General features: G+C 60.7%; 17 protein-coding genes and 2 tRNA genes. 3 read left to right on the forward strand and 16 right to left on the reverse strand.

The features are described 5' to 3' along the window. Positions 1–20: 20 nt before the first annotated feature. From LLY24_RS11045 to LLY24_RS11080, 8 genes are all read right to left on the reverse strand, one after another. Positions 21–1,163, reverse strand: a complete 1,143-nt coding sequence (locus LLY24_RS11045) for a phospholipase D-like domain-containing protein (protein ID WP_259036340.1) — start codon at positions 1,161–1,163, stop codon at positions 21–23. Between the two features lie 30 nt (positions 1,164–1,193). Continuing rightward, a complete protein-coding gene (locus tag LLY24_RS11050) occupies positions 1,194–1,889 on the reverse strand; it encodes a class I SAM-dependent methyltransferase (RefSeq protein ID WP_259036341.1) in 696 nt (231 codons plus the stop codon). Beyond that, positions 1,886–2,584 (reverse strand): tRNA (adenosine(37)-N6)-threonylcarbamoyltransferase complex dimerization subunit type 1 TsaB, encoded by a 699-nt coding sequence (gene tsaB / locus LLY24_RS11055; RefSeq protein ID WP_259036342.1) that lies wholly within the window; start codon positions 2,582–2,584, stop codon positions 1,886–1,888. Before tsaB ends, LLY24_RS11050 begins: the two co-directional genes overlap by 4 nt. Before the next feature lie 100 nt (positions 2,585–2,684). Continuing rightward, a complete protein-coding gene (gene adk / locus LLY24_RS11060) occupies positions 2,685–3,341 on the reverse strand; it encodes an adenylate kinase (protein ID WP_259036343.1) in 657 nt (218 codons plus the stop codon). Positions 3,342–3,571: 230 nt separating this feature from the next. Next, the gene (gene aceF / locus LLY24_RS11065; protein ID WP_259036344.1) at positions 3,572–5,656 is read right to left on the reverse strand and encodes a pyruvate dehydrogenase complex dihydrolipoyllysine-residue acetyltransferase; all 2,085 of its coding nucleotides are present in this window, start codon (positions 5,654–5,656) and stop codon (positions 3,572–3,574) included. Between the two features lie 61 nt (positions 5,657–5,717). Next, the gene (gene aceE / locus LLY24_RS11070) at positions 5,718–8,390 is read right to left on the reverse strand and encodes a pyruvate dehydrogenase (acetyl-transferring), homodimeric type (protein WP_259036345.1); all 2,673 of its coding nucleotides are present in this window, start codon (positions 8,388–8,390) and stop codon (positions 5,718–5,720) included. 483 nt (positions 8,391–8,873) lie between these two features. Beyond that, entirely contained in the window at positions 8,874–9,443 is a 570-nt protein-coding gene (gene ampD / locus LLY24_RS11075; RefSeq protein WP_259036346.1) for a 1,6-anhydro-N-acetylmuramyl-L-alanine amidase AmpD, read from the reverse strand. Between the two features lie 105 nt (positions 9,444–9,548). Further along, positions 9,549–10,070, reverse strand: coding sequence for a GNAT family N-acetyltransferase (locus tag LLY24_RS11080; protein ID WP_259036347.1), 522 nt, complete (start codon positions 10,068–10,070; stop codon positions 9,549–9,551). A 115-nt stretch (positions 10,071–10,185) separates the two neighbouring features. Between LLY24_RS11080 and tsaA the strand changes: the two genes are divergently transcribed. After that, the gene (gene tsaA, locus LLY24_RS11085; protein ID WP_259036348.1) at positions 10,186–10,935 is read left to right on the forward strand and encodes a tRNA (N6-threonylcarbamoyladenosine(37)-N6)-methyltransferase TrmO; all 750 of its coding nucleotides are present in this window, start codon (positions 10,186–10,188) and stop codon (positions 10,933–10,935) included. A gap of 27 nt (positions 10,936–10,962) precedes the next feature. On the opposite strand, the gene purC is transcribed toward tsaA, so the two are convergent. The 3 genes from purC to dapA form a co-directional block, all read right to left on the reverse strand. Further along, positions 10,963–11,679, reverse strand: a complete 717-nt coding sequence (purC, locus tag LLY24_RS11090) for a phosphoribosylaminoimidazolesuccinocarboxamide synthase (RefSeq protein WP_259036349.1) — start codon at positions 11,677–11,679, stop codon at positions 10,963–10,965. 32 nt (positions 11,680–11,711) lie between these two features. Continuing rightward, positions 11,712–12,683: an outer membrane protein assembly factor BamC gene (locus LLY24_RS11095; protein ID WP_259036350.1), complete on the reverse strand. Its 972-nt coding sequence runs from the start codon at positions 12,681–12,683 to the stop codon at positions 11,712–11,714. Positions 12,684–12,758: 75 nt separating this feature from the next. Beyond that, positions 12,759–13,643, reverse strand: a complete 885-nt coding sequence (gene dapA, locus LLY24_RS11100; RefSeq protein WP_259036351.1) for a 4-hydroxy-tetrahydrodipicolinate synthase — start codon at positions 13,641–13,643, stop codon at positions 12,759–12,761. Between the two features lie 219 nt (positions 13,644–13,862). On the opposite strand from dapA, the gene LLY24_RS11105 reads away from it, so the two are divergent. Further along, on the forward strand, positions 13,863–14,339 hold the full coding sequence (locus tag LLY24_RS11105) for a peroxiredoxin (protein ID WP_259036352.1): 477 nt from the start codon (positions 13,863–13,865) through the stop codon (positions 14,337–14,339). Positions 14,340–14,352: 13 nt separating this feature from the next. Here LLY24_RS11105 and LLY24_RS11110 read toward each other — a convergent pair whose 3' ends face one another. Together LLY24_RS11110 and LLY24_RS11115 are read right to left on the reverse strand one after the other, a co-directional pair. Then, positions 14,353–15,456 (reverse strand): AI-2E family transporter, encoded by a 1,104-nt coding sequence (locus LLY24_RS11110; protein ID WP_259036353.1) that lies wholly within the window; start codon positions 15,454–15,456, stop codon positions 14,353–14,355. Continuing rightward, complete coding sequence (locus LLY24_RS11115; protein WP_259036354.1) at positions 15,453–15,716, reverse strand: sulfurtransferase TusA family protein; 264 nt, start codon at positions 15,714–15,716, stop codon at positions 15,453–15,455. The genes LLY24_RS11110 and LLY24_RS11115 overlap by 4 nt, the downstream gene beginning before the upstream one ends. Positions 15,717–16,068: 352 nt before the next feature. Between LLY24_RS11115 and LLY24_RS11120 the strand changes: the two genes are divergently transcribed. Then, the gene (locus tag LLY24_RS11120) at positions 16,069–17,529 is read left to right on the forward strand and encodes a M48 family metalloprotease (protein WP_427854556.1); all 1,461 of its coding nucleotides are present in this window, start codon (positions 16,069–16,071) and stop codon (positions 17,527–17,529) included. An 80-nt stretch (positions 17,530–17,609) separates the two neighbouring features. On the opposite strand, the gene LLY24_RS11125 is transcribed toward LLY24_RS11120, so the two are convergent. From LLY24_RS11125 to LLY24_RS11135, 3 genes are all read right to left on the reverse strand, one after another. Then, positions 17,610–17,685, reverse strand: a tRNA-Lys gene (locus tag LLY24_RS11125). An 84-nt stretch (positions 17,686–17,769) separates the two neighbouring features. Next, positions 17,770–17,845: transfer RNA gene (locus LLY24_RS11130), tRNA-Lys, on the reverse strand. A gap of 96 nt (positions 17,846–17,941) precedes the next feature. Continuing rightward, positions 17,942–21,130 (reverse strand): Mur ligase family protein, encoded by a 3,189-nt coding sequence (locus LLY24_RS11135; protein WP_259036355.1) that lies wholly within the window; start codon positions 21,128–21,130, stop codon positions 17,942–17,944. Positions 21,131–21,143: the final 13 nt, after the last annotated feature.

Here is a 21,143-nt window from a genome sequence, read left to right on the forward strand (position 1 = left end):
ACCCTGCATCCAGTTGCCGCCTAACGCAGCCGGGTAATGAACGCATCCAGCGTGCCAAAGAGCCACTCCTTGGCACGCTGCGGCCACGGCCGCTTATCCCACTCTTCGGCCAACACCTCGACGCTGGCGGCGAAATTACGCTCGAAGAGTGTCTGCACCTCTTGCGCCAGCCCGACGTCGATGGCCTCTTGGTTAGCCTCTAGGTTCCAGTGCAAATTCCAGTGGTCGAAATTGCATGAACCGATGCTGACCCAGTCATCGGCAAGAACGAACTTGGCGTGAATGAAGGTGGGCTGAAACTCGAAGATGCGCACCCCAGCTTTCAGCATGGCCTGATAAAAGCGCTGCCCGGCGTAGCGCACGCTCGGGTGGTCGTGCTTGCTGCCCGGCAGCAGAAGGCGCACGTCGACGCCGCGCCGAGCGGCCCGGGCCAAACGCCGCCGTAGGGTGAAGGTGGGAACGAAATAGGGCGTGCAGAGCCATAGCCGTTTCTCGGCACCGCCGATCTGACGATAAAGCGAGTGGCGAATCGCCTGGTAACGGTAGCCGCGCCCCGGCATGGCACGCCCCAGCGCGCCATTGTCCAAAGGCGCAGGCTTGCGCTGCTTGGGCAGCGGCTCGGGGCGACGTTTGTCCTCCGCGCGGGTCAGTCGCGAACGCCATAGCTGACGAAACAGCCGCTCCCAATCGGCAACGACAGGGCCTTCGATGCGCACGGCGATCTCGTACCAGGCATCGAGAAACTCGTCCACCACGCCAAAACCACCAGTGAAGGCAATCTCGCCATCGACCACCACGATCTTACGGTGATCGCGACTCAGGTTGCGTGCCAGTGAATGAAGCCCCAAAGGGTTGAAAAAACGCAGTGCAACGCCAGCCTGGGTAAGCTTGTCGCGATCATCGCGCGAAAGCTTCATGGCACCGAAACCGTCGAGCAGTAAGTAAACGCTAACGCCGCGTTCGACGGCCTGGGCAAGTGCTGCCATCATACGATCGGCGAAGGCGCCCGACTCCATCAGGTAGAGCTCGATCAATACGTACCGCTTGGCACCCTCGATGGCAGCGAACATGGCGGGCACAAAGCACTGCGCTTCCGGCAACAGCAGGTAGCGATTGCCCTCGCGCCATGCCAGCGAGCGGTGTTGAAGGTAGGATCTTCTCATGCAGCGTCCTTGACCGCAGGCCTTGCGCGCTTAGCGCGATAGCGACTGTTTGACATAGAGATCATAGCGGCTGGTCTTGCCTTCGAGCACGTGATTCGGCGCGGGGCCTTCGATGGGCGGCGCCTTGCGCGGGCGTTTGACCACCACCCGGTGGGTGGCGACATCGAGCGCGGTGGCAAGCAGCTCGGCGGCGTCATCATCGGCTCCGGCCAACTCGCGAAAGATGCGCATCTCTTTCTTCACCAGCGCCGATTTCTCGCGGTGAGGGAACATGGGGTCGAGATGAATCACCTGCGGCGAAAACGCGGCCGCTGCGACCAGCGTGTCGAGCTCGCGGACGGCGTCGCCCGGGCAGAGCTGCATACGCGCGGCAATGGCGGCAACCTCGGGGTCGTCGTCGCGCGCCGCACGCATCAACCCATCGTCGAGCAGCGCGGCAATGGCTGGCACTCGCTCGATCAGCAGTACCGGAGCGCCGAGCGTGGCGAGTACGAAGGCATCGCGCCCAAGCCCCGCGGTGGCATCGACGATGCTGGGTAGCGCGCCCTTGCCCAGACCGCATGCCTTGGCAACCAGTTGCCCTCGCCCGCCACCGAAGCGTCGCCGATGCGCTGCCTTGCCGCCAACGAAGTCGACCCACAGCGGATTACCGTAGCGCTCGGTATCACCCACCAGCATTAGCACGCCATCGCGGCGCTCGAGGGCAAGCCCTGGGGGCAGGGTCATGCGGGCTTTTTCCAGGCCACGTCGTTACGCAGATACACCGGCTGAGCGGCGTGCGCGGGCCCACCAAACCCGGCATCGATATCCCGCGCGGCGAGCCAGGCCATCTCTTCGGCGCGCGGTTCGAGATCGGTCACGTGCTGAGTGAGGCGCACCTTGACGTCATCAGCGAAGGCGTCCCACAGGGTAAACCCGGAGCCCACGCCGACCCAGTCGGTATCGGCGCTGGGCAGGCGCAGCGCCTGGGGGGGCATTACCGCTTCGTCGCTCACCGCCGTGGTGACGTCGTTCAGGCAGTGCCAGGTAGCAACGTAGACCTCGTTCATGCGCGCATCGAGCGCGGTGACCAAATGGCGAAAGTGGAAGCGGCGGTGCGCCTGCAGCGCCAGCGCTTCGAGCGTCGACACGCCGAGCAGCGGCCGTTCGAGGCCAAAGGCAAGCCCCTGAGCGGCCCCGGCGGCGATCCGCAGGCCAGTGAACGAGCCTGGGCCGCGCCCGTAGGCCACGGCGTCGAGCTGGCGCGGGGTAATACCCGCTTCGGCGAGCACGTCGTCGATCATGGGCAGAAGGCGCCGCGTATGCGCTCGGGGCGCGACCTCGAAGCGCGCCAGACACGTGGCGGCACCGTTCTCCCGGCGCAGCAGCGCCGCCGAACAGGCGCTCGAAGAGGCATCCAGGGCCAAGAGGTGTAACGACATAGAGCGATTCCAACCCAAAGGGGCGTTGAATAAAACGAGCAGTATACCCCTGACGCAAGCGGCCCGCACGATGGCGGGCCGCTGGCATAGCAAGACACGTTTAGGCGTCCAGCGCTTCCTTCACCTGGCGGGTGATGTCGGCAACGCTGCCCACGCCCTCGACGCGGTGATAGCGCGGCGCGCTCTCCGGGTCGTTCTTGGCCCACGCCTGGTAGTAGTCGACCAGCGGGGCGGTCTGATCGTGGTAGACCGCAAGACGGTTGCGCACTGTGGACTCCTGATCATCTTCGCGCTGGATCAGGGTCTCACCGGTAACGTCGTCTTTACCCGCCTCTTTGGGCGGATTGTGCTCGACGTGATAGACCCGCCCAGAGGCTGGGTGCACGCGGCGACCGGCCAAGCGGCTAACGATCTCTTCGTCGGGTACGGCGATTTCGAGCACATGATCGAGCTTGACCCCACCTTCCTTCATCGCGTCCGCCTGGGGGATGGTGCGCGGGAAGCCATCAAAGAGAAAGCCATTGGCGCAGTCGGGCTGGCTGATACGCTCTTTGACCAAGTCAATGATGATGTCGTCGGAAACCAGCCCGCCGCTATTCATGATCTCCTTGACCTTGAGGCCCAGCTCGCTGCCCTCTTTGATTGCGGCGCGCAGCATGTCTCCGGTAGAGATCTGCGGAATCTTGAACCGCTCGCAGATGAACTGAGCTTGAGTGCCCTTCCCCGCGCCGGGGGCACCCAACAGGATTAAACGCATGGCACTGCTCCTTGAATGATGAAATGCGCCGAAATCTGAACGTCAGACAATAGCGGGGGCGTGCGGGCGACACAACTCCCCATAAGCCGTAAGCCGAGGCTTTTTTAACTTTTTTGACACAATACGCGTTTTTATCCTAGCCGCGTGGTGGCGAGCGCGGCTAAATGTCGCAACGGCACAAACGCCAGCGGCGCCACGAGGGCGCCGCTGACAAGGCCGCAGGCGTCGGCTTACAGCAGCAGACGACGAATATCGGTCAGAAGGTCGGCCAGGAAGGCCGTAAAGCGCGCCGCATCGGCACCGTTGATCGCGCGGTGATCGTAGGAGAGCGAAAGCGGCATCATCAGCCGCGGCTGGAAGGCCGCGCCGTCCCATACCGGCTTCATCTGCGCCTTGGAAACGCCCAGGATGGCGACTTCCGGCGTATTGACGATCGGCGTGAAGGCCGTGCCGCCAATCGAGCCAAGGCTCGAAATGGTGAAGCAGCCACCGGTCATCTCGTCACGCTTGAGCTTCTTGGTTTGCGCCTTCTTACCAAGCTCGCTCATCTCCTTGGCGATGTCGATCAGCGACTTCTTATCGGCATCGCGCAGCACCGGCACCATCAGCCCGTCCGGGGTATCCACGGCGATACCGATATGGACGTACTTCTTCCACACCAGCGTTTCGCCGTCGCCCTTGAGGCTGACGTTGAACTGCGGGAACTTCCTCAGCGCGAAAGCGCAGGCCTTGACCAAAAACGGCAGCGGCGTGAGCTTCGCCCCTTGCGCCTCGGCTTCGGCTTTCATCGCCTTGCGGAAATTCTCGAGTTCGGTGATGTCGGCTTCGTCGAACTGTGTGACGTGAGGCACGTTGAGCCAGCTTCTGTGCAGGTTGGTCGCGCCCATTTTCAACAGACGACCCATGGGCTTCTCTTCGACCTCACCGAACTGGCTGAAGTCGACTTCCGGCACGGCCGGAATACCTGCACCACCGGTCGCTGCCGGTGCGGCCGCCTTGGCGCTGCTGCCTTGGTTGGCCATGACCTGCTTGACGTAGGCCTGCACGTCCTCTTTGAGCACGCGCTCTTTGGGGCCACTCGGTTTGACCAAGCCCAGGTCGACGCCCAACTCGCGCGCCAGCAGACGCACGGCGGGACCGGCGTGTACCAGCTTGCCATCGCGCGGCTTGTGAGACGCCATTTGCGCTTCGGGGCTGGGGCTGCCTGAGGGCGTTTCACTGCGCTTCTCGGCCTTCGAGCCGCTGTTGCCCTGTTTTTTCTCGGCGGGCTTGTCGGCGCCTTTCTTCTCCGTTTTGGGCGCGGCTTTCTTGGCGCCCACGACTTCGATATAGCCGATCAGATCGCCCTCGGAGACGGTATCCCCCTCCTTGACGGTGACCTCGACCAGCGTGCCCTTGTAGGGGCTCGGCACGTCCATGGAGGCCTTATCGGACTCCAGGGTGATCAGCGGATCTTCTTCGTTGACCTCGTCACCGGCGGAGACGCCGATTTCGATGATGGGCACGTCAGAAGAGCCCGAGAGGTCGGGAACGCGGATCTCTTTGCGCTCAGGCTCACCGCTGACGTCGTCGTCGCCGTCCTGGTCGGAGGAATCTTCCTCGGCGGTATCAGCCACGGATGAGGGCTCATCGCGCTCGTCGTCTTCGGCGTCGCTGGCGTCATCACCGCCTTCGCCAGCGATCTCCATCTGGCCGATCACGTCGCCTTCGGAGACGGTATCGCCCTCTTTGACGCTGAGCTTGACGATCTTGCCGCTGTGCGGGCTCGGCACGTCCATGGAGGCCTTGTCAGACTCCAGAGTGATCAGCGGATCTTCAGCGCTCACTTCATCGCCTTCGCTGACCGCGACCTCGATGATTTCGACGTTGTCGGAACCACCAAGATCGGGCACGGTGATATCGACCGTCTGCTTGCCGCCCGAGGCTTTCTTGCTGCTCGACTTGCCACCCGACGATTGATTTGCAGATTTTTCGTCAGAGGCAGACTTGGCGGGCGAGTCTTTTTCCTCGCTCGCCTGAGTCTTCTCTGGCGCGTCGTCCTGCTGGGGAGCGTCTTCGGCGTCATCGCTCTCTTCGCCTTCGACTTCCAGCTCGACGATGTCATCGCCTTCAGAGACGGTATCGCCCTCTTTGACTAGCACCTTGATGACCTTGCCACCTTTGGGAGAGGGCAGGTCCATGCTCGCCTTGTCGGACTCCAGCGTGATCAGGGTGTCTTCCGCTTCGATGACATCGCCTTCCGACACTGCAATCTCGATGATTTCGACATCGGTATCGCCACCGATATCGGGCACTTTGATGATTTCGCTACTCAAGGTCGTGCTCCTTCCACAATCGGATCGAGCCGGCGGGCCTAAGCCCGCCGGGCAGCGGTAGTTAGCTGGTCAGCGGATTGGGCTTGTTGGCATCGATGCCATACTTCTTCAGCGCCTCGCCTACCACCTTACGATCGACCTCGCCACGCTCGGCCAGCGCTCGCAGCGCCGCCACGACGACGAAGTTACGGTCGACTTCGAAGAAGTGACGCAGCTTCTCGCGGGTATCGGAGCGGCCGAAGCCGTCGGTGCCCAGCACGGTGTAATCGCCCGGCACCCACGCGCGGACTTGGTCGGCGTAGAGCTTCATGTAGTCGGTCGAAGCGATCACCGGCCCTTCGCGTCCTTCCAGACACTGGGTGACGTGCGGCTTGGCTACCTCGGCATCCGGGTTGAGGAAGGCTTCACGGTCAAGCGTAAGCGCCTCACGACGCAGCTCGTTGAAGCTGGTTACGCTCCAGATGTCGGCGCCAATGCCCCACTCCTCGGCGAGCATCTCGGCGGCTGCCTCGACTTCGCGCAAGATGGTGCCCGACCCCAACAGCTGAACGCGGCCCTTGTCGCCTTGGGTTTCGCGCAGCAGGTACATGCCTTTGATGATGTCATCGGCAGGTACGTTTTCGAGCTCAGGGTGCTCGTAGTTCTCGTTCATTACGGTAAGGTAGTAGAAGCAGTTCTCCTTGTCGGTGAACATGCGCTTCAGACCGTCGTGAACGATCACCGCCACTTCGTGAGCATAGGTCGGGTCGTAGCTTCTGCAGTTGGGAATGGTAGAGGCCTGAAGCAGGCTGTGACCATCCTGATGCTGCAGGCCTTCGCCGTTGAGCGTGGTGCGTCCTGCGGTGCCGCCGACCATAAAGCCGCGCGCCTGCAGGTCACCCGCAGCCCAAGCCAAGTCGCCGATACGCTGGAAGCCGAACATCGAGTAGTAGATGTAGAACGGCAGCAGAGGCAGATCGTGGTTGCTGTAGGAGGTCGCCGCCGCGATCCACGCCGACATAGCGCCCGCTTCGGTGATGCCTTCCTCGAGAACCTGGCCCTTCTGGTCCTCGCGATAGAACATGATCTGGCCTTTATCGACCGGCTCGTACTTCTGCCCTTCGGAGGTGTAGATCCCCAACTGACGGAACATCCCTTCCATACCGAAGGTACGCGCTTCGTCGGGGATGATCGGCACGACCTGCTTACCCAGCGTCTTGTCTTTGACAAGGCCGGTCAGAACGCGCACGAACGCCATGGTGGTAGAGATTTCACGGCCCTTGGAACCGCCCAGCTGCGAGGCGAAAATCTTCTCTTCCAGCGAAGGGATCTCCAGCGCCTTGAAGTCGCTCTGACGGCTTGGCAGGTAGCCACCCAGACGCTCACGCTGCAGATGCATGTACTTCATTTCCGGCGACTCGTCGTCGGGCTTGTAGTACGGCACGTCTTTGAGCTGTTCGTCGCTGAGCGGAATACCGAAGCGGTCGCGGAATTTCTTCAGCGCATCGTACTCCATGCTCTTGACCTGGTGGGCTTCGTTGGCCGCTTCGCCGTCGCCGCTGCCCATGCCGTAGCCCTTGACGGTGTGCGCCAGGATGACAGTAGGCTTGCCGTTGGCGTTGTTGACCGCCTCGTGGTAAGCCGCATAAACCTTGAACGGATCGTGACCGCCGCGGTTGAGCTTCCAGATGTCCTCGTCGGACATATCTTTGACCATGGCTTCGGTTTCGGGATATTTACCGAAGAAGTGCTCACGCGTGTAAGCGCCGCCATTGGCCTTGTAGTTCTGGTACTCGCCGTCGACCGCTTCGTCCATCCGTTTTTGCAGGATGCCCTTCTTGTCCTGCTCGAACAGCGAATCCCAGTGGCGGCCCCAAACGACCTTGATCACGTTCCAGCCCGCACCGCGGAAAACGCCTTCGAGCTCGTCCATGACGCGGGAGTTACCGCGCACTGGGCCGTCAAGACGCTGCAGGTTGCAGTTGATGACGAAGATCAGGCTGTCGAGGTTCTCGCGCCCCGCCAGCGAAATGGCGCCGAGGGATTCCGGCTCGTCGCACTCGCCGTCGCCCATGAAGCACCAGATCTTACGGTCTTTCATGTCTTTCATTTCACGCTGATGAAGGTACTTCATCACGTGCGCCTGGTAGATCGCCTGGATCGGCCCAAGCCCCATGGAAACCGTGGGGAACTGCCAGTAGTCCGGCATCAGCCAGGGGTGCGGGTAGGAGGAGAGGCCATCGCCATCCACTTCCTGACGGAACTTGTCCATCTGCTCTTCGGAGAGCCGCCCTTCCAGATAGGAGCGCGCGTAAATACCCGGCGCCACGTGGCCCTGGATGTAGATCAGGTCACCACCGAAGTCGCCGTGGGGGGCGCGGAAGAAATGGTTGAAGCCCACATCGTAGAGGGTGGCCGAGGACATGAAGCTGGCAATGTGGCCGCCGAGCCCCGGGTTGGCGCGGTTATTACGAATCACCTGCGCAATCGCGTTGTAGCGGATCAAAGAGCGAATGCGACGCTCCATGAACAGATCGCCCGGCATGGGCGCTTCGCGATGTACGGGGATCGTATTACGGTGCGGGGTGGTCACCGAGAAGGGCACCTTCATTCCGTCCCGGCGCATACGATCCGCCAAGCGGGTCATCAGGTAGCGGGCACGATCTTCGCCCTCACGATCCAGAACCGATTCCAGGGATTCAAGCCACTCCGTGGTTTCGACCGGATCGAGATCTTCTCTTGTCTCCAGACTCATAGAGGTCTCTCCGAATGACGATAAATGACGATGAGCCCCGCCAACCCAAAGGGGGCCAGGGGCGACGGCAGCCAGCGTTGGCGATCAGCCGGAGTATGCTGACTGGTGCCCGTCGAGCAGGGGTATGGCGCTATGTTGGCCCGATGTTCAAGGTGCTGAACGTTCGCTAATGTAGTAATGCTACATACACGTCGTAAAACCAGCTCCCCCAAAACCCGGTCTCTTGGGTAAAAACCTATGCCGTAGGCAAAATCTGGGCTTGGGGCAAAAAATAAGCCTTTTGTATAGGTGAAGATACCTTAAAGTCGCTACGCTGCCAATTGCAGCGAATATGAAAATTCTATCCAAAACAATATATTGCACCGCAGCATTAGGCTTTCATGAACAACTAATAGCCCTCTTTTGGGGCCAAGAAGTGGCTTAACCTGAGGCTCGACCGACCTCAAATGTAGTTTTCTAACTACCGTTTCATTCTTCGCCCAATCAATGACTTGTGTTTAGCTTCCGCCAATAGACCCAGTCGAAGGCTGGCCCAGGATCGCTTTTGCGCAGCGGCGCCACCTGGGCATGCCCAGCGATACGTGTCTCGTCGATGGCGGGGTAGCACTCTTTGAGCCAGGCCACGGCGTCAGTGAGCGTTTGGTATTGGGCCCGGGTAAAGGGAGTGTCATCGTCGCCTTCGAGCTCGATGCCCACGGCGAAGTCGTTGAGGTTGCCTCGCACCTCCCCTAGGCGCGCGTCCCACCAGCGCGAGCGACCGGCGTGCCAGGCGCGCCGGTCGGTATCGACGAACTGTACGCACTCACCGTCGCGTCGAATCAGCAGATGCGCCGAGACCCGAAGCGTAGCGATGTTGGCAAAGAAGGGATGCGCCGAAGGGTCGAGTTGGTTGGTGAACAACGCCTCGATATCGTCGCCGCCGAACTGCCCCGGCGGCAGGCTAATGGCGTGCACCACGATCATCGAGACCTCCCCTTTGGGGCGGGCGTCTTGATTGGGCGACGCTACCCAGCGCGCGCGCTGCCAACGCCCCGACGACGGCTGCTGCGTCACGTATCCGCTCTCCTCAAGCAAACTCTCCTTAAGCATCGATCTACCTTGATCGACTTCAGCGCTATGGATCTCTACCTACGCGTCACCCATAGCGATAGTGTTTAATCAGGTTTCGACGGCGCTGATGGGTTTACGCATGGCGAAGCGGCGCAACTGCTCACCGCCGCGCTCGACCCACTGCTCGCTCAACACGCTCCAACCACGCCGCGCCAAACGCTCGTGCAGCACCAGGCTCGCCTCGATATCGATATGCTCGGCGCCCTGCTCGAGCAGCACGCGCTCGGCGTGTATAAGCAGCGTCGTGCCGATACCGCGCCCGGCGAGCGAAGGCCACACGTAAAGCGTCTCCACCCGGTTAGCGCTGGTGTCGAGCTCGGCAAAGCCCACACAACGTCCGTCACAGGCGGCGATCAAGGTAGTGTAGAGCATCTGCCGCGCCGCCCAGGCGCTACCCTCACGCGGCAGTGCATGGGCCCACGCTTTGCGCTCGGCCAGCGAATAGTGCGCCGCTGCGCCTTGCATCACGGCGTGGTAGAACACTTCAGCTTGGTCCGCCGCGTCTCGCGCCAGCGCCTGGCGGTAGATGATACGGGGAGCAGCCGTCGGCTCCGTCGATGCTTTCGTCATGCTGACCTCGATGGTGGTTCCCGTCGGGCGGGGCAAGATAGAAACGACAACTTACCCTATACTGGCCGCCCGTTCGCGTTTCATGCTCGTTTTGGCTTCATCCATGAGGTGGTTCATGCCCATTTCGCCCACGTCCGACCCGCAGGCATCCTATGCGCTAACGCCCATTGGCGTGGTGACCAGCGATTATCCTGACAAGTTCGGCGTACCACGGCAACCCGGCCTGGCCCCGACGGCAAGTGCCACCTTGACGCTTTTGCCGCCCTTCGACGACCCGCTAGCGGTTCGCGGGCTCGACGCTTTCAGCCACCTATGGGTAAGTTTCGTTTTCCACCAGAGTCCCGAGCGCTGGACGCCGCTGGTGCGCCCGCCCCGCCTAGGTGGCAACAAGAAAATCGGGGTATTCGCCAGTCGCAGCACTCACCGCCCCAACCGTTTGGGGCTCTCGCTGGTCGAGCTTGAGGGAGTCGACTGCACAAACGGCGTGCGCCTTCATCTGCGCGGCGCGGATGTGGTCAGCGGCACGCCGGTAGTCGACATCAAGCCCTACCTGCCTTGGGCCGAAGCCCACCCAAATGCTGTGGCGGGCTTTGCCCCCGAGGCACCCTCGGCCATCACCGTGCGCTTTGCCACTACGGCTGTAGCAGCGCTGAACCGGCACCCCGACGGCGCCACGCTGGTACGGCTGATAGAAGAGGTGCTGCGCCAAGATCCGCGTCCGGCTTACCAGCGCGATAAAGCACCCAGCGATAGGCGCTATGGCGTGCGACTCAAAGACGTGGACGTGCGCTTTGAAGCGCGCAGCGATACAGCGGGCGCCACCGAACTCTGCGTGGTGGCTATCGAACGCGTTCGCGAGGCGTAAGGGCTACGCCTCGCGAATAAGCAGAGCTTAGGAGGGGAAAATCACGCCGATGCGACGCCCTACTTCTTCGTAGGCCTCGATCACACCGCCAAGCCCCTGGCGGAAGCGGTCTTTGTCGAGCTTTTCGCGGGTCTTGGCATCCCACAGGCGGCAGCCGTCGGGCGAGAACTCATCGCCCAGCACGACCTCACCCTTGAAGAGACCAAACTCGAGCTTATAGTCGACCAGCATCAGGCCACCCTCGGCGAACAGTTGCTTGAGCAGATGATTGACCTTGAAGGTCAGCTCTTTCATCCGCCCCAACTGCGCCGGTGTGGCCCAGCCAAAGGTCTCGGCAAGCGACTCGTTGATCATCGGGTCGCCCTTCTCGTCGTTCTTCAAGAACAGTTCGAAGGTAGGTGGCGATAGCTCACGGCCCTCTTCCACGCCGAGGCGCTTGACCAAGCCACCAGCGGCAATGTTGCGCACCACGCACTCGACGGGAATCATCGCCATCTTCTTGACCAGGCTTTCGGTATCGGAAAGGCGCTTTTCAAAGTGAGTGGGAATGCCCGCGTCCTGCAACCGCTCCATGATGTAAGCGTTGAAGACGTTGTTGACCATGCCCTTACGCGCTAGCGCCTCTTTCTTCTTACCGTCGAATGCGCTGGTGTCATCACGAAACTGCAGTACCAGCAGATCGGGGTCGTCAGTGGTGTAGACCGATTTTGCCTTGCCGGCGTAAAGTTCTTGGCGCTTTTCCATGGAAACTCCGATAGACAATCTAACTGACACAATTAACGTAAATAGCCGGAAACGCGCTCGAGCAGCTCGCGCTGGTCATCGGCCGTGAAGGCACGCTCGCTGGCGTTGACCGCGCGCAGTATGGTCTGCCCACCTTCGGCGCTGAGCACCAGACGGATCTGCTGTGACATGCGGCGCACGTCAGGGCTGAAGACGATCTGCAGCGGATTACGACCGCGCTCGCTCTCGGTCATGTACTCGACCAAAAACTCCTGCGCCTGCGGGTCGGTAGCCAGCAGCTCGCGTTGACCTTCGACGGTGAAGTCGAGAGCGAGGTAGTGATCGAGCTCGGCCCAGATGCGTTCGATGGGCTGCGGAATGACCACTTCCCATTCACCGTTTTGTTCGCGCAGCTGCAGCGTTTGTTCATGGCTCAGACGTTGCGCGGTCCACGAAGAGGCCGATGTGCTTGCCGATGCACTGCGCGCGCCGATGAACGACTCCAGCGCATCGAGGCAGCTCGCTACCGCCTGGCCGCCGCGCTCGCAGCGCACTTCGCTGCTGCCCGCGCGCAGGGCACTTTGGAGTCGCAGCTCGACCTGGTCGGTCACGATCACGCCTTGCGAAGCGTTACTGCTCTGCACGTTCAGCTGGCTGCTACGCGCAAAGCTTTCCAGCAAGGGCCAGACGCTGCCGGTATCCAGGGCCACGACCAGCCAGCTTTGATCGCCTGCTTGGCGGCGTTCGACGAACTCGGGCTCGAGCCCGCTGCCAACGCCCAGTGCCTGGGGCGCACGCACCTCGGCGGCCTCTTCAGGACGAGGCAGTTGCATTGCCGCCTGCGGCACCGGCATGGCGTCGGAGTAGCGCTGAAGGTTACGGCTTTCGGGCAGAACGAGCGGCGGCGCGGGGGCGGCGTCGACGTAATCCAGGTTACGGTCGTGGTAAAAGCCATCACGGGCACATCCCGCCAGCGCGACAGACGCAGCGAGCGTCAGCGGTATCCATTTCAGCGCAGAGTTCATCAAGCCACCTTAAATCAACGGTTCAGTTTCCCAGCCACCTTGGCCTGGCGCCGAGCGTCCGGTTTCGCCTCGCGGTCAGTCTTCGATCACGCCCGCCAGCTGCAGGGCTTCGCTAACCGTGGCGTGATACTTCTCGGAGAGCCACGTCAGCGGCAGGCGAATGCCGGTATCCATGTACCCCATACGGTTCAGCGCCCATTTTACCGGAATCGGGTTGGCCTCGATGCCGAGATTGGTGTGCAGTGGCATCAGGCGCGTATTGATGGAGTGCGCCTGTTCGGCGTTGCCCGCCACCGCCGCCACGCACAGATCGTGCATCGCGCGGGGAGCCACGTTGGCAGTCACCGAGATGTCCCCATGCCCGCCCATCAGCATGAAGTCGCAGGCCGTGGCATCGTCACCGGAGTAGAGCATGAAGTCGCTGCCCTTGAGGCGAGCGATTAGATCCTCGGCACGCTCAAGGTTCCCCGTGGCGTCCTTGAGCCCCATGATATTGTCGACTTCGGCTAAGCGCAGTACGGTCTCGTTGTAGAGATCCGAGCAGGTGCGCCCCGGCACGTTATAAAGGATCACCGGCAGCTTGCTGCCCTCGGCCACCGCCTTGAAGTGCTGAAAGAGACCTTCCTGGGTGGGCTTGTTGTAGTAGGGGCAGACCGACAGGCAGTAGTCGGCACCGACTTCGCTGGCGTAGCGAGCGAGCTCGACGGCTTCTGAGGTGGCGTTGGCGCCGGTACCGGCGATTACCGGGATACGCCCGTTGACCTCTTCCACTACGCTGCGAATGACATCGAAATGTTCGGCGAACGACATCGTGGTCGGCTCACCGGTGGTACCGGCGGCAACGATGGCATCGGTACCGTTATCGAGGTGGAAGTTCACCAGACGCCGAAGCGCGTCCCAGTCGATATCGCCATTGACCTTCATCGGCGTCGCCAGGGCGACAATGCTGCCTGTGATCATCCGTTATTTCCTCACCGCTGTGTCGATGCGATGCGCCTTGGCGCGCAGCGCAAGAAAGTCCGAAGCCGTCGCTTCCGCAAAAGGCAAATGGTACTCAGACCGCCCCACCCTGTACAGCGTAAAGCGGCTCCCGAGGCACTTTATCGGGTATCACGCTTTGACACCGCCACTCCGCTTGCGTGTAATGCCTACTCCCTCACGTCATCTAAGGAGCCCACCATGAGCCTTGCGATCGGTCAGGTCGTTCCCGATTTTTCTGCCCCTGCCACGGGCGATACCACCGTTACCCTTTCCGCCCTGAAAGGCCAACAGGTAGTGATCTACTTCTACCCCAAGGCCAGCACGCCAGGCTGCACCACCGAAGGCGGCGACTTTCGTGACCGCATGGCGGCCTTCGATGCCGCCAATACCGTCGTGATCGGCGTCTCCCGCGACGGTCTACGCGCTCAGGAGAACTTCAAGGCCAAACAGGACTTCAACTTCGCCCTAATCTCCGACAAGGACGAAGCCGTGTGCACGCTCTTCGACGTCATCAAGCTCAAGAAGATGTACGGCAAGGAGCATCTGGGCATCGAGCGCAGCACGTTTTTGATCGATAAAGAGGGCAAACTCGCCCAGCAGTGGCGCGGTGTAAAAGTTCCCGGCCACGCCGAAGAAGTATTGGCCGCGGCCCAGGCGCTGCATCAGCAGAGCTAGCAGCGCCAATTGCCTAGCGCGGCGACTCCTCGACCACGATGGCCGCAGGTTCACCGCGCTGGCTGATGCCACGTGGCCACGCGTAGACCAGTGCCTTGAGCAGCGTCGCCAGTGGAATGGCGAAAAACACCCCCCAAAAGCCCCAGATACCGCCGAAAAACAGCACCGCGACGATGATCGAGACCGGGTGAATATTATTGGTCTCCGAGAACAGTACCGGCGCGAGCACGTTGCCATCGAGCGCCTGAATCACGCCGTAGGCGACCATGACGTAGAGAAATTGCTCGCTCAAACCGAAGTGAAAGCCCGCCACGGCCGCGACCGGAAGCGTAGCAACCGTGGCGCCGATGTAGGGCACCAGCACCGAAAACCCGACCAACACCGCCAAGAGTGCCGAATAGGGCACGCCCAACAGCGCAAAGGTAACGAAGGTCACCGAGCCAACGATGATGATCTCGATGAACTTACCACGAATGTAGTTGGCGATCTGATCGTCCATCTCGTTCCAGATGCGGCTCATCAAAGCGCGCTTTTGCGGCAGTAACGACAGCACGAACCCCACTAGGGCATCGCGATCCTTGAGCATGAAAAAGACCAGGATCGGCACCAGCACCAAGTAGATGATCAATGACAGGACATTGCCCAACGACGACAGCGACAGCGTCAGCGCGCGCTGGCCAACTTGGCTGATTTCGCGGCTGGCAACGCCGATCCAGCTCTGCATTTGATCCGGTGAGATCAAATTGGGGTAGCGCTCCTGCATCTCGTCGAGCCAGTGCTGGCCACTGGCAAACATGCGCGGCGTTTCTTGCACTAGCCCCACCAGCTGATTCCAGATCAGCGGCATAAGAATGAACGCAAGGGTCAGCAGCACGCTAATAAACGCGAGAAAGACCACGATCACCGACAGAAGATGAGGAATGCCGCGTCGATTCAAGGCGCTCACTACGCCCTGGAGTAAAAAAGCCACCACTAGCGCGGTCAAAAACGGCGCCATCATGCGGCCAAACCAGATGATGGCCGCAAACCCTGCCACCAGCACCAGCAACAGGATGACCGCCTCTTCGTCGGAGAAGTAGCGCTCGATCCAGCGCTTGAAAATAGCCCCTAGGGTCATGACGTGGACGCTCCCGCCTTGCGAATCCAAAACAGATAGAGACCGTCGCGCTGTTCGCGCGCCTCCAGCGTGTGGGCGCTTTGCTCGGTGAACGCGACCATGTCACGCCAGGACCCGGCATCGGTGGCACGCACTTCGAGCAGTTGCCCCTCATCGAGGGCTGCCAGCGCCTGCTTGGCCTTCAACAGCGGCAAGGGGCAGCGCAGGTCACGGGCATCGAGCACATGATCGGGCTGTGGCAAGAAAAAGGGTTCCGACATAGGACGTTTGCTCGACTCTCTTAATGACTTCTTGATAACGTCTTGGTGACGCTCTGGGTAACGCTCTCTTGACGTTTTTTAGCGCTTGCTTGGACGCTGGTTAGCCATCACCTTACGTGTGGCATGGCATCATTTCGCTAGCGCTCACTAAGTTATGGCCTAACCCTCTGTTTTCTAGAACACTGGGCAGAGACGGCGCGACGTTGGACGCAATACGCCCAACGTCGCTGACTATCTATCTTTGATTTAACGGCACTTCCTGGTATGAATCAATGTCACAGGCACGGCGAATGCCTTTTGCCACGCCCTGCCCCTGGCGTTACTGCGCCGACATTTCGATCAAGAGGATCTCATGCCACGCCGTCGCTTTCGCCTTTCGAGCTGGCTCTTCGCGCTGGCTTTAAGCCCCGGGTTCATGTCTCTGGATTCGGCTCACGCCGTCGATGAGCAGGGATTGCCGTCGCTTGGGAACACCTCGAGCGTCACCACCAACGAAGAGTACGAGCTGGGACGCGCTTGGCTGCGCCAGTTCCGCGCTCAAGCGCCGCAGTGGAACGACCCCATCGTCAACGACTATTTGACGAGCTTGATCGCCCGGTTAGCGCCTCATAGTCAAGTCAGCAACCTGCAAACCACTATCGTGCTGGTCGATAACCGCGCCCTCAACGCCTTTGCCGTCCCCGGCGGTGTGGTAGGGGTCAATTCGGGCTTGTTTGCCTTTGCCGAAGACGAAGGCTCGTTCGTGTCGGTGCTCGCCCACGAGCTTGGCCACCTCTCGCAGCGCCACTACGCGCGCAACATGGCCCGCGCCGAGCAGACCCAGTTACCCGCCATGGCCGCCATGCTGGCCGGTATGCTGATCGCCGCCAGCGGCGGAGGCGATGCCGGGCTTGCCACCGCCATGGGCTCCCAAGCCGCCTTCATGCAGGATCGGTTAAGCTACTCGCGGCGCTTCGAGCAAGAGGCCGACCGGATCGGGCTACAGGCCATGGCCGCCGCAGGTTACGATCCCGAGGCGATGGTACGCATGTTCGCCGCCATGCAGCGCATGGCGCGGCTACAGGGCGGCAACCCGCCCGAGTTTTTGCTTACCCATCCCGTTACCGAAAGCCGCTTGAGCGACGCCCAAGCCCGCGCCTCACAGCTCAACGTTGCTGCCACACCGCGTAGTGACCTGCTTTACGACATGATGCGCGCACGTGCACTCGCCCACATCTACCGCAGCACTCCAGATCAAGCCACTGTGCGCATGGAGCGCGAAAACGCTGAAGAAACGGCGTTGCGCTACCTGAGCGCCCTGACCGATGCCAACCGTGGCAACGTCGATCAGGCGCTGCAGACACTCGACCAGTTAGCCGTCGAGCAGCCCGATCTTGCCCTTCTGCCCGTCTCCGCTGCCGATATCGCGCTAAACGCGCGCCGCTTCGATGACGCCATCACCCGTAGCCAGCGCCAGCTACGCTTCATGCCCAACTACCTACCGGCACAGATGATCCTCGCCGAAGCGCAGCTTCAGCGCGACCCGCAGGCCGCCTTCGATCTGCTGCGACGGCTTACCGCGAGCCAGCCGGAGAACCCGCAAGGCTTCAACCTGCTGGCCGAGGCCGCCGGGCGCAGCGGCCACGATGGCTGGGGGCACCTGGCCCGTGCAGAGTATCTTCAGCTCACCGGCAATATCGATAGCGGCATTCGTCAGCTCGGCATTGCCCGCAGCGCCGCCGAACGCGAGAACGATCAACTCGCGCTTGCGCGCATCGAACAACGCCGCGACGACTTCATCGCCTACCGCGAGACCATGGATAAATTCCGTTGACGCATGCGACGCACAGCACCCACCAGCGTTAGCCCCAACGCAGAACGCCCCCGACAGCAAGCTGTCGGGGGCGTTGAATTTGGTGGGTCGTGTAGGATTCGAACCTACGACCAATTGGTTAAAAGCCAACTGCTCTACCAACTGAGCTAACGACCCGGATACTGCATCACACTTACCTATGCTTTACTCAATCATGCCCACCTTAGGCGTATCGGCATGACAGCATCGATAAGGTCCGGATGGTGGGTCGTGTAGGATTCGAACCTACGACCAATTGGTTAAAAGCCAACTGCTCTACCAACTGAGCTAACGACCCCTACCGAACGGATGCATATAGTACAGAGGCGCCTTGGATAACGCAAGTGCTTGTTTGATATTTTTCATTCTTCAAGAAAACGTGGCGCATATACGGTTAGTTGCCACTCTCTGTGGGCCAGCATAGTGCCTGTGCCATTCGACTCAGACCGAAATAGTTAGAGCCTTTGAAGACGATCCAGTCACCCGCAACTAAACGGCGCTCTAAGGCTGCTTGCAGGCTTGCCGCAGTAGCAAAGTGCTCGACACTGTCGATACGTTTACGCAAGGGGTCGACTAAAGCCTGCATTTGCTCACCCAGCAGCCAAACGGCCTGAGCGCCGCTGGCAACAATTGGCTCTACTAGAGCGTAGTGATAGGCGCTGCTCTCAGTACCCAGCTGCAACATATCGGCAAGCACCAAGTGCTTGCGCGTGGCCGTAACCCGAGCTACCTGCGACAGCATGGCCTGCATGGAGAGCGGGTTGGCATTGTAGCCATCATCCACGATGCGCAGCGTGCCCTCTTGCCACGGTATCTGCCTCTGACTTCCACGCCCAGACGGAGGAATCGCGCGTTCGATGAAAGGCACCACCGCGCTAACGGGTAGTCCCAGCGCATGGAGCACACCAAAGGCACCCAGTAGGTTCATTACCCAGTGGTCGCCCTGCTCGCCTCGAGGTATAACCAACTGCTCGTCAAATATGCTAATTGTGATCGACTCTTCGCTTTCAGGCGTCTGCCAGCGAATATCGGCATCAGGGTGTCGTCCGAACGACACCACGTTCAAGTCCTTATCACTAGCCGCCTTCGCGACCAGGGGCCATTGCACCATATCGCGATTGATAACGGCCGTACCGCCCGACGCCATGGCCTCGAAAATACGGCTTTTGCGTAGTGCCACCGTCTCGACGTCGCCGTGATACTCAAGGTGCGCCGCTCCCGCATTGAGAAACAGGGCTACGTTCGGCTTGACCAATGCCGAATTTTGGCGCATACGACCAATCGCCATCTCGATGACGTGAAAGCGCGCTCGCCACGGCACAGAAGCAAGCGTCCAGGCGATACCTGGAGGCAAATTGGCACTATGCTGGGTTGCCCCAACGTCGCCCCAAAGCGATAGCAGTGTGCGAAGAATGTGCACGCTGGTTGTTTTACCTGCGCTCCCGGTAACACCCACAATCCGCCCCTCGATCTGCTGGCGCGCGTACTCCCCTAGCTCGAAGAGGGCTTGCCGAGTATCCGCAACTTCGAAGATAGGCATCATCGTATTTCCAAGCTGGCGCAGATCGAAAGGCGCTTTTACGATTAGGAGCTGCGGCTGATATGCCAATGCGTCAATATCGGCCAAAGAAATACCCAACTGCCCATCACTTGCACGTATTAGCACGATATGCCCAGGTAACACCGTTTTTGGCGTAAAGCTCAAGCCCGTCGCTCGCCAGTGCAGCGATGCTGGGCGCCTCAGCCACTTCCCCTGGGTTGCTTTGGTAACGTCATCGGTTTGCCAGTTACCTTCGCATAGGAAGCTCGCTTGCACAGACACCCTACTCAACGCAGGTATAACCACGCCTGACTGTTCTGACTGTTCTGACTGTTCTGACTGTTCTGGCTGTTCTGGCTGTTCTGGCTGTTCTGGCGGCTGAGCATTCAACAGATACTTCCGATACGCCACGAACCCCGACAGGTAGTGTTCGACATCGTCGATGCGCACGCGAAAGCTGTGGTGGCGAATGAAGAAGCTGCCGAGGATACGCGCCGGGTTTTCGAAAAACATGGCGAGCTCGGGCCAAAAGTGGCCGTTGAGCAAATAGTGCGCGCGGTGTTCCAGAGCGCGGTAGAACTTCTCCAGGTCGAGCGGTTCGAGCAGGTGATGCAGAGCCGGGTCCTGCTGCAGCCGCGTAACCATTTTTTCGGCGGCCATCATCAGCTCGAGCAGAGTGGGGAAGGTAGTAATGCGCTCCAGCACGAAATCGAGATAGCCCGCGACGTTCTGGATACCAAACGCGTAGTAGCGCGCCTCGGGGCGGTAGCGGGTGAGTTCGTTGACGCAGTAGCTCAGCCAGTGGTCGTGGGCCCGCCAGTGCTCCTTGGCAATGAAGTAGCCAAAGGCCCGCTCGACGGCATCGAGCCAGCGGACGTTACCAGTCAGCTCATAGGTGCGCATTAGCCCAAATGCAGCCTCGCCATCGTAATAGATGATGCGAAAGGCCTCTTTGACGTTCAGATCGGGATGAGTGAGCACGTGCACGAAGCCGCCCGTCGCGGCGTTTTGCATGAACAGGATGCCCTCGGCGAGCTCGTCGATGAGTGGGCGATACTCCTGACTTCCGGTTAGTTCGGCGTGTTTGGTCAGGGCCAGCAGACACACCGCGTTGCCGCCAAGTTTGATCTCACCGTTAGCTTCAGTGAGAAAGGCAAGTTGGCGCCCTTCACGGCGCACGTGCTTGATCAACTTACGCGTCAGATAATGCAGCGCGCGCTCGATACTCGTCTTGAGCTGGGGCTCACCGGTGACCTCCCAGGCTTCGAGCATGGCGTAGGTGCTGCTGGCGTGGCGTAGGGTGTTGTAGGCATTGATTTCGCGATCAAAACAAGGGTGCCAACCGTAGTGGAACTTGCCGCTCGGGCGCACCTGCGAAGTAAGGTAACGGCTGCTATCACGAATCAACGTTTCGACCTGCGGCGTATCCAAACGCGCCACCGCCCGCCGCCCGGCGTTACGCCCCGGTCCGTGGAGCAGCACCGGCGCCTGTGTCACCGAGACGAAGATCCCTTCGGTCGCGAAACGGTAAACGCGCCCGGTCAGATCGAGCGTCTCCAGGCCGTGCTTGCGCCTCGCGTAGCGGCTGAAATTCTTCTGATTGACCACCGCATGGGGCACGCTCGCACCGCCATAGAGCATGGCGTTAGCGTTCAGCTCCTGCTCGAGAAAGGCATGGGTGAAGCGTGCATCTAGCGCAAGGCCATAGCGGAAGTAGTTACGTTTGACGCTTTTGAGCTGCTCGGCAAGCGTTGACCAGGTCTGCACCTTGACCTGAGTGACCCAATCGATACGCAGCCAGGTCGGCGCCGCCTTACTGCGTCCTGCTAGCCGCTGGGCTTTGTTGGCCGCCGCCTGCCAAGCCGCCTCAAAGGTCGCCGCCGACGCGTTGACCACACTGGCGCGCTGGCTGCCATCGCTTAGCGAGAAGAACAGCGTGAAGGCGGGCACGTCGGCATCAATCTGTTGGCGGTCGACAACGGCCTTGGCGGCCCGCACTTTGACGGCGGGCAGCGCCTTGACCAGCAAATGGGATAGCGACATTGCCTATTTCCTG

This window comes from Halomonas dongshanensis, from assembly GCF_024790395.1.
GTDB classification, from domain to species: domain Bacteria; phylum Pseudomonadota; class Gammaproteobacteria; order Pseudomonadales; family Halomonadaceae; genus Vreelandella; species Vreelandella dongshanensis.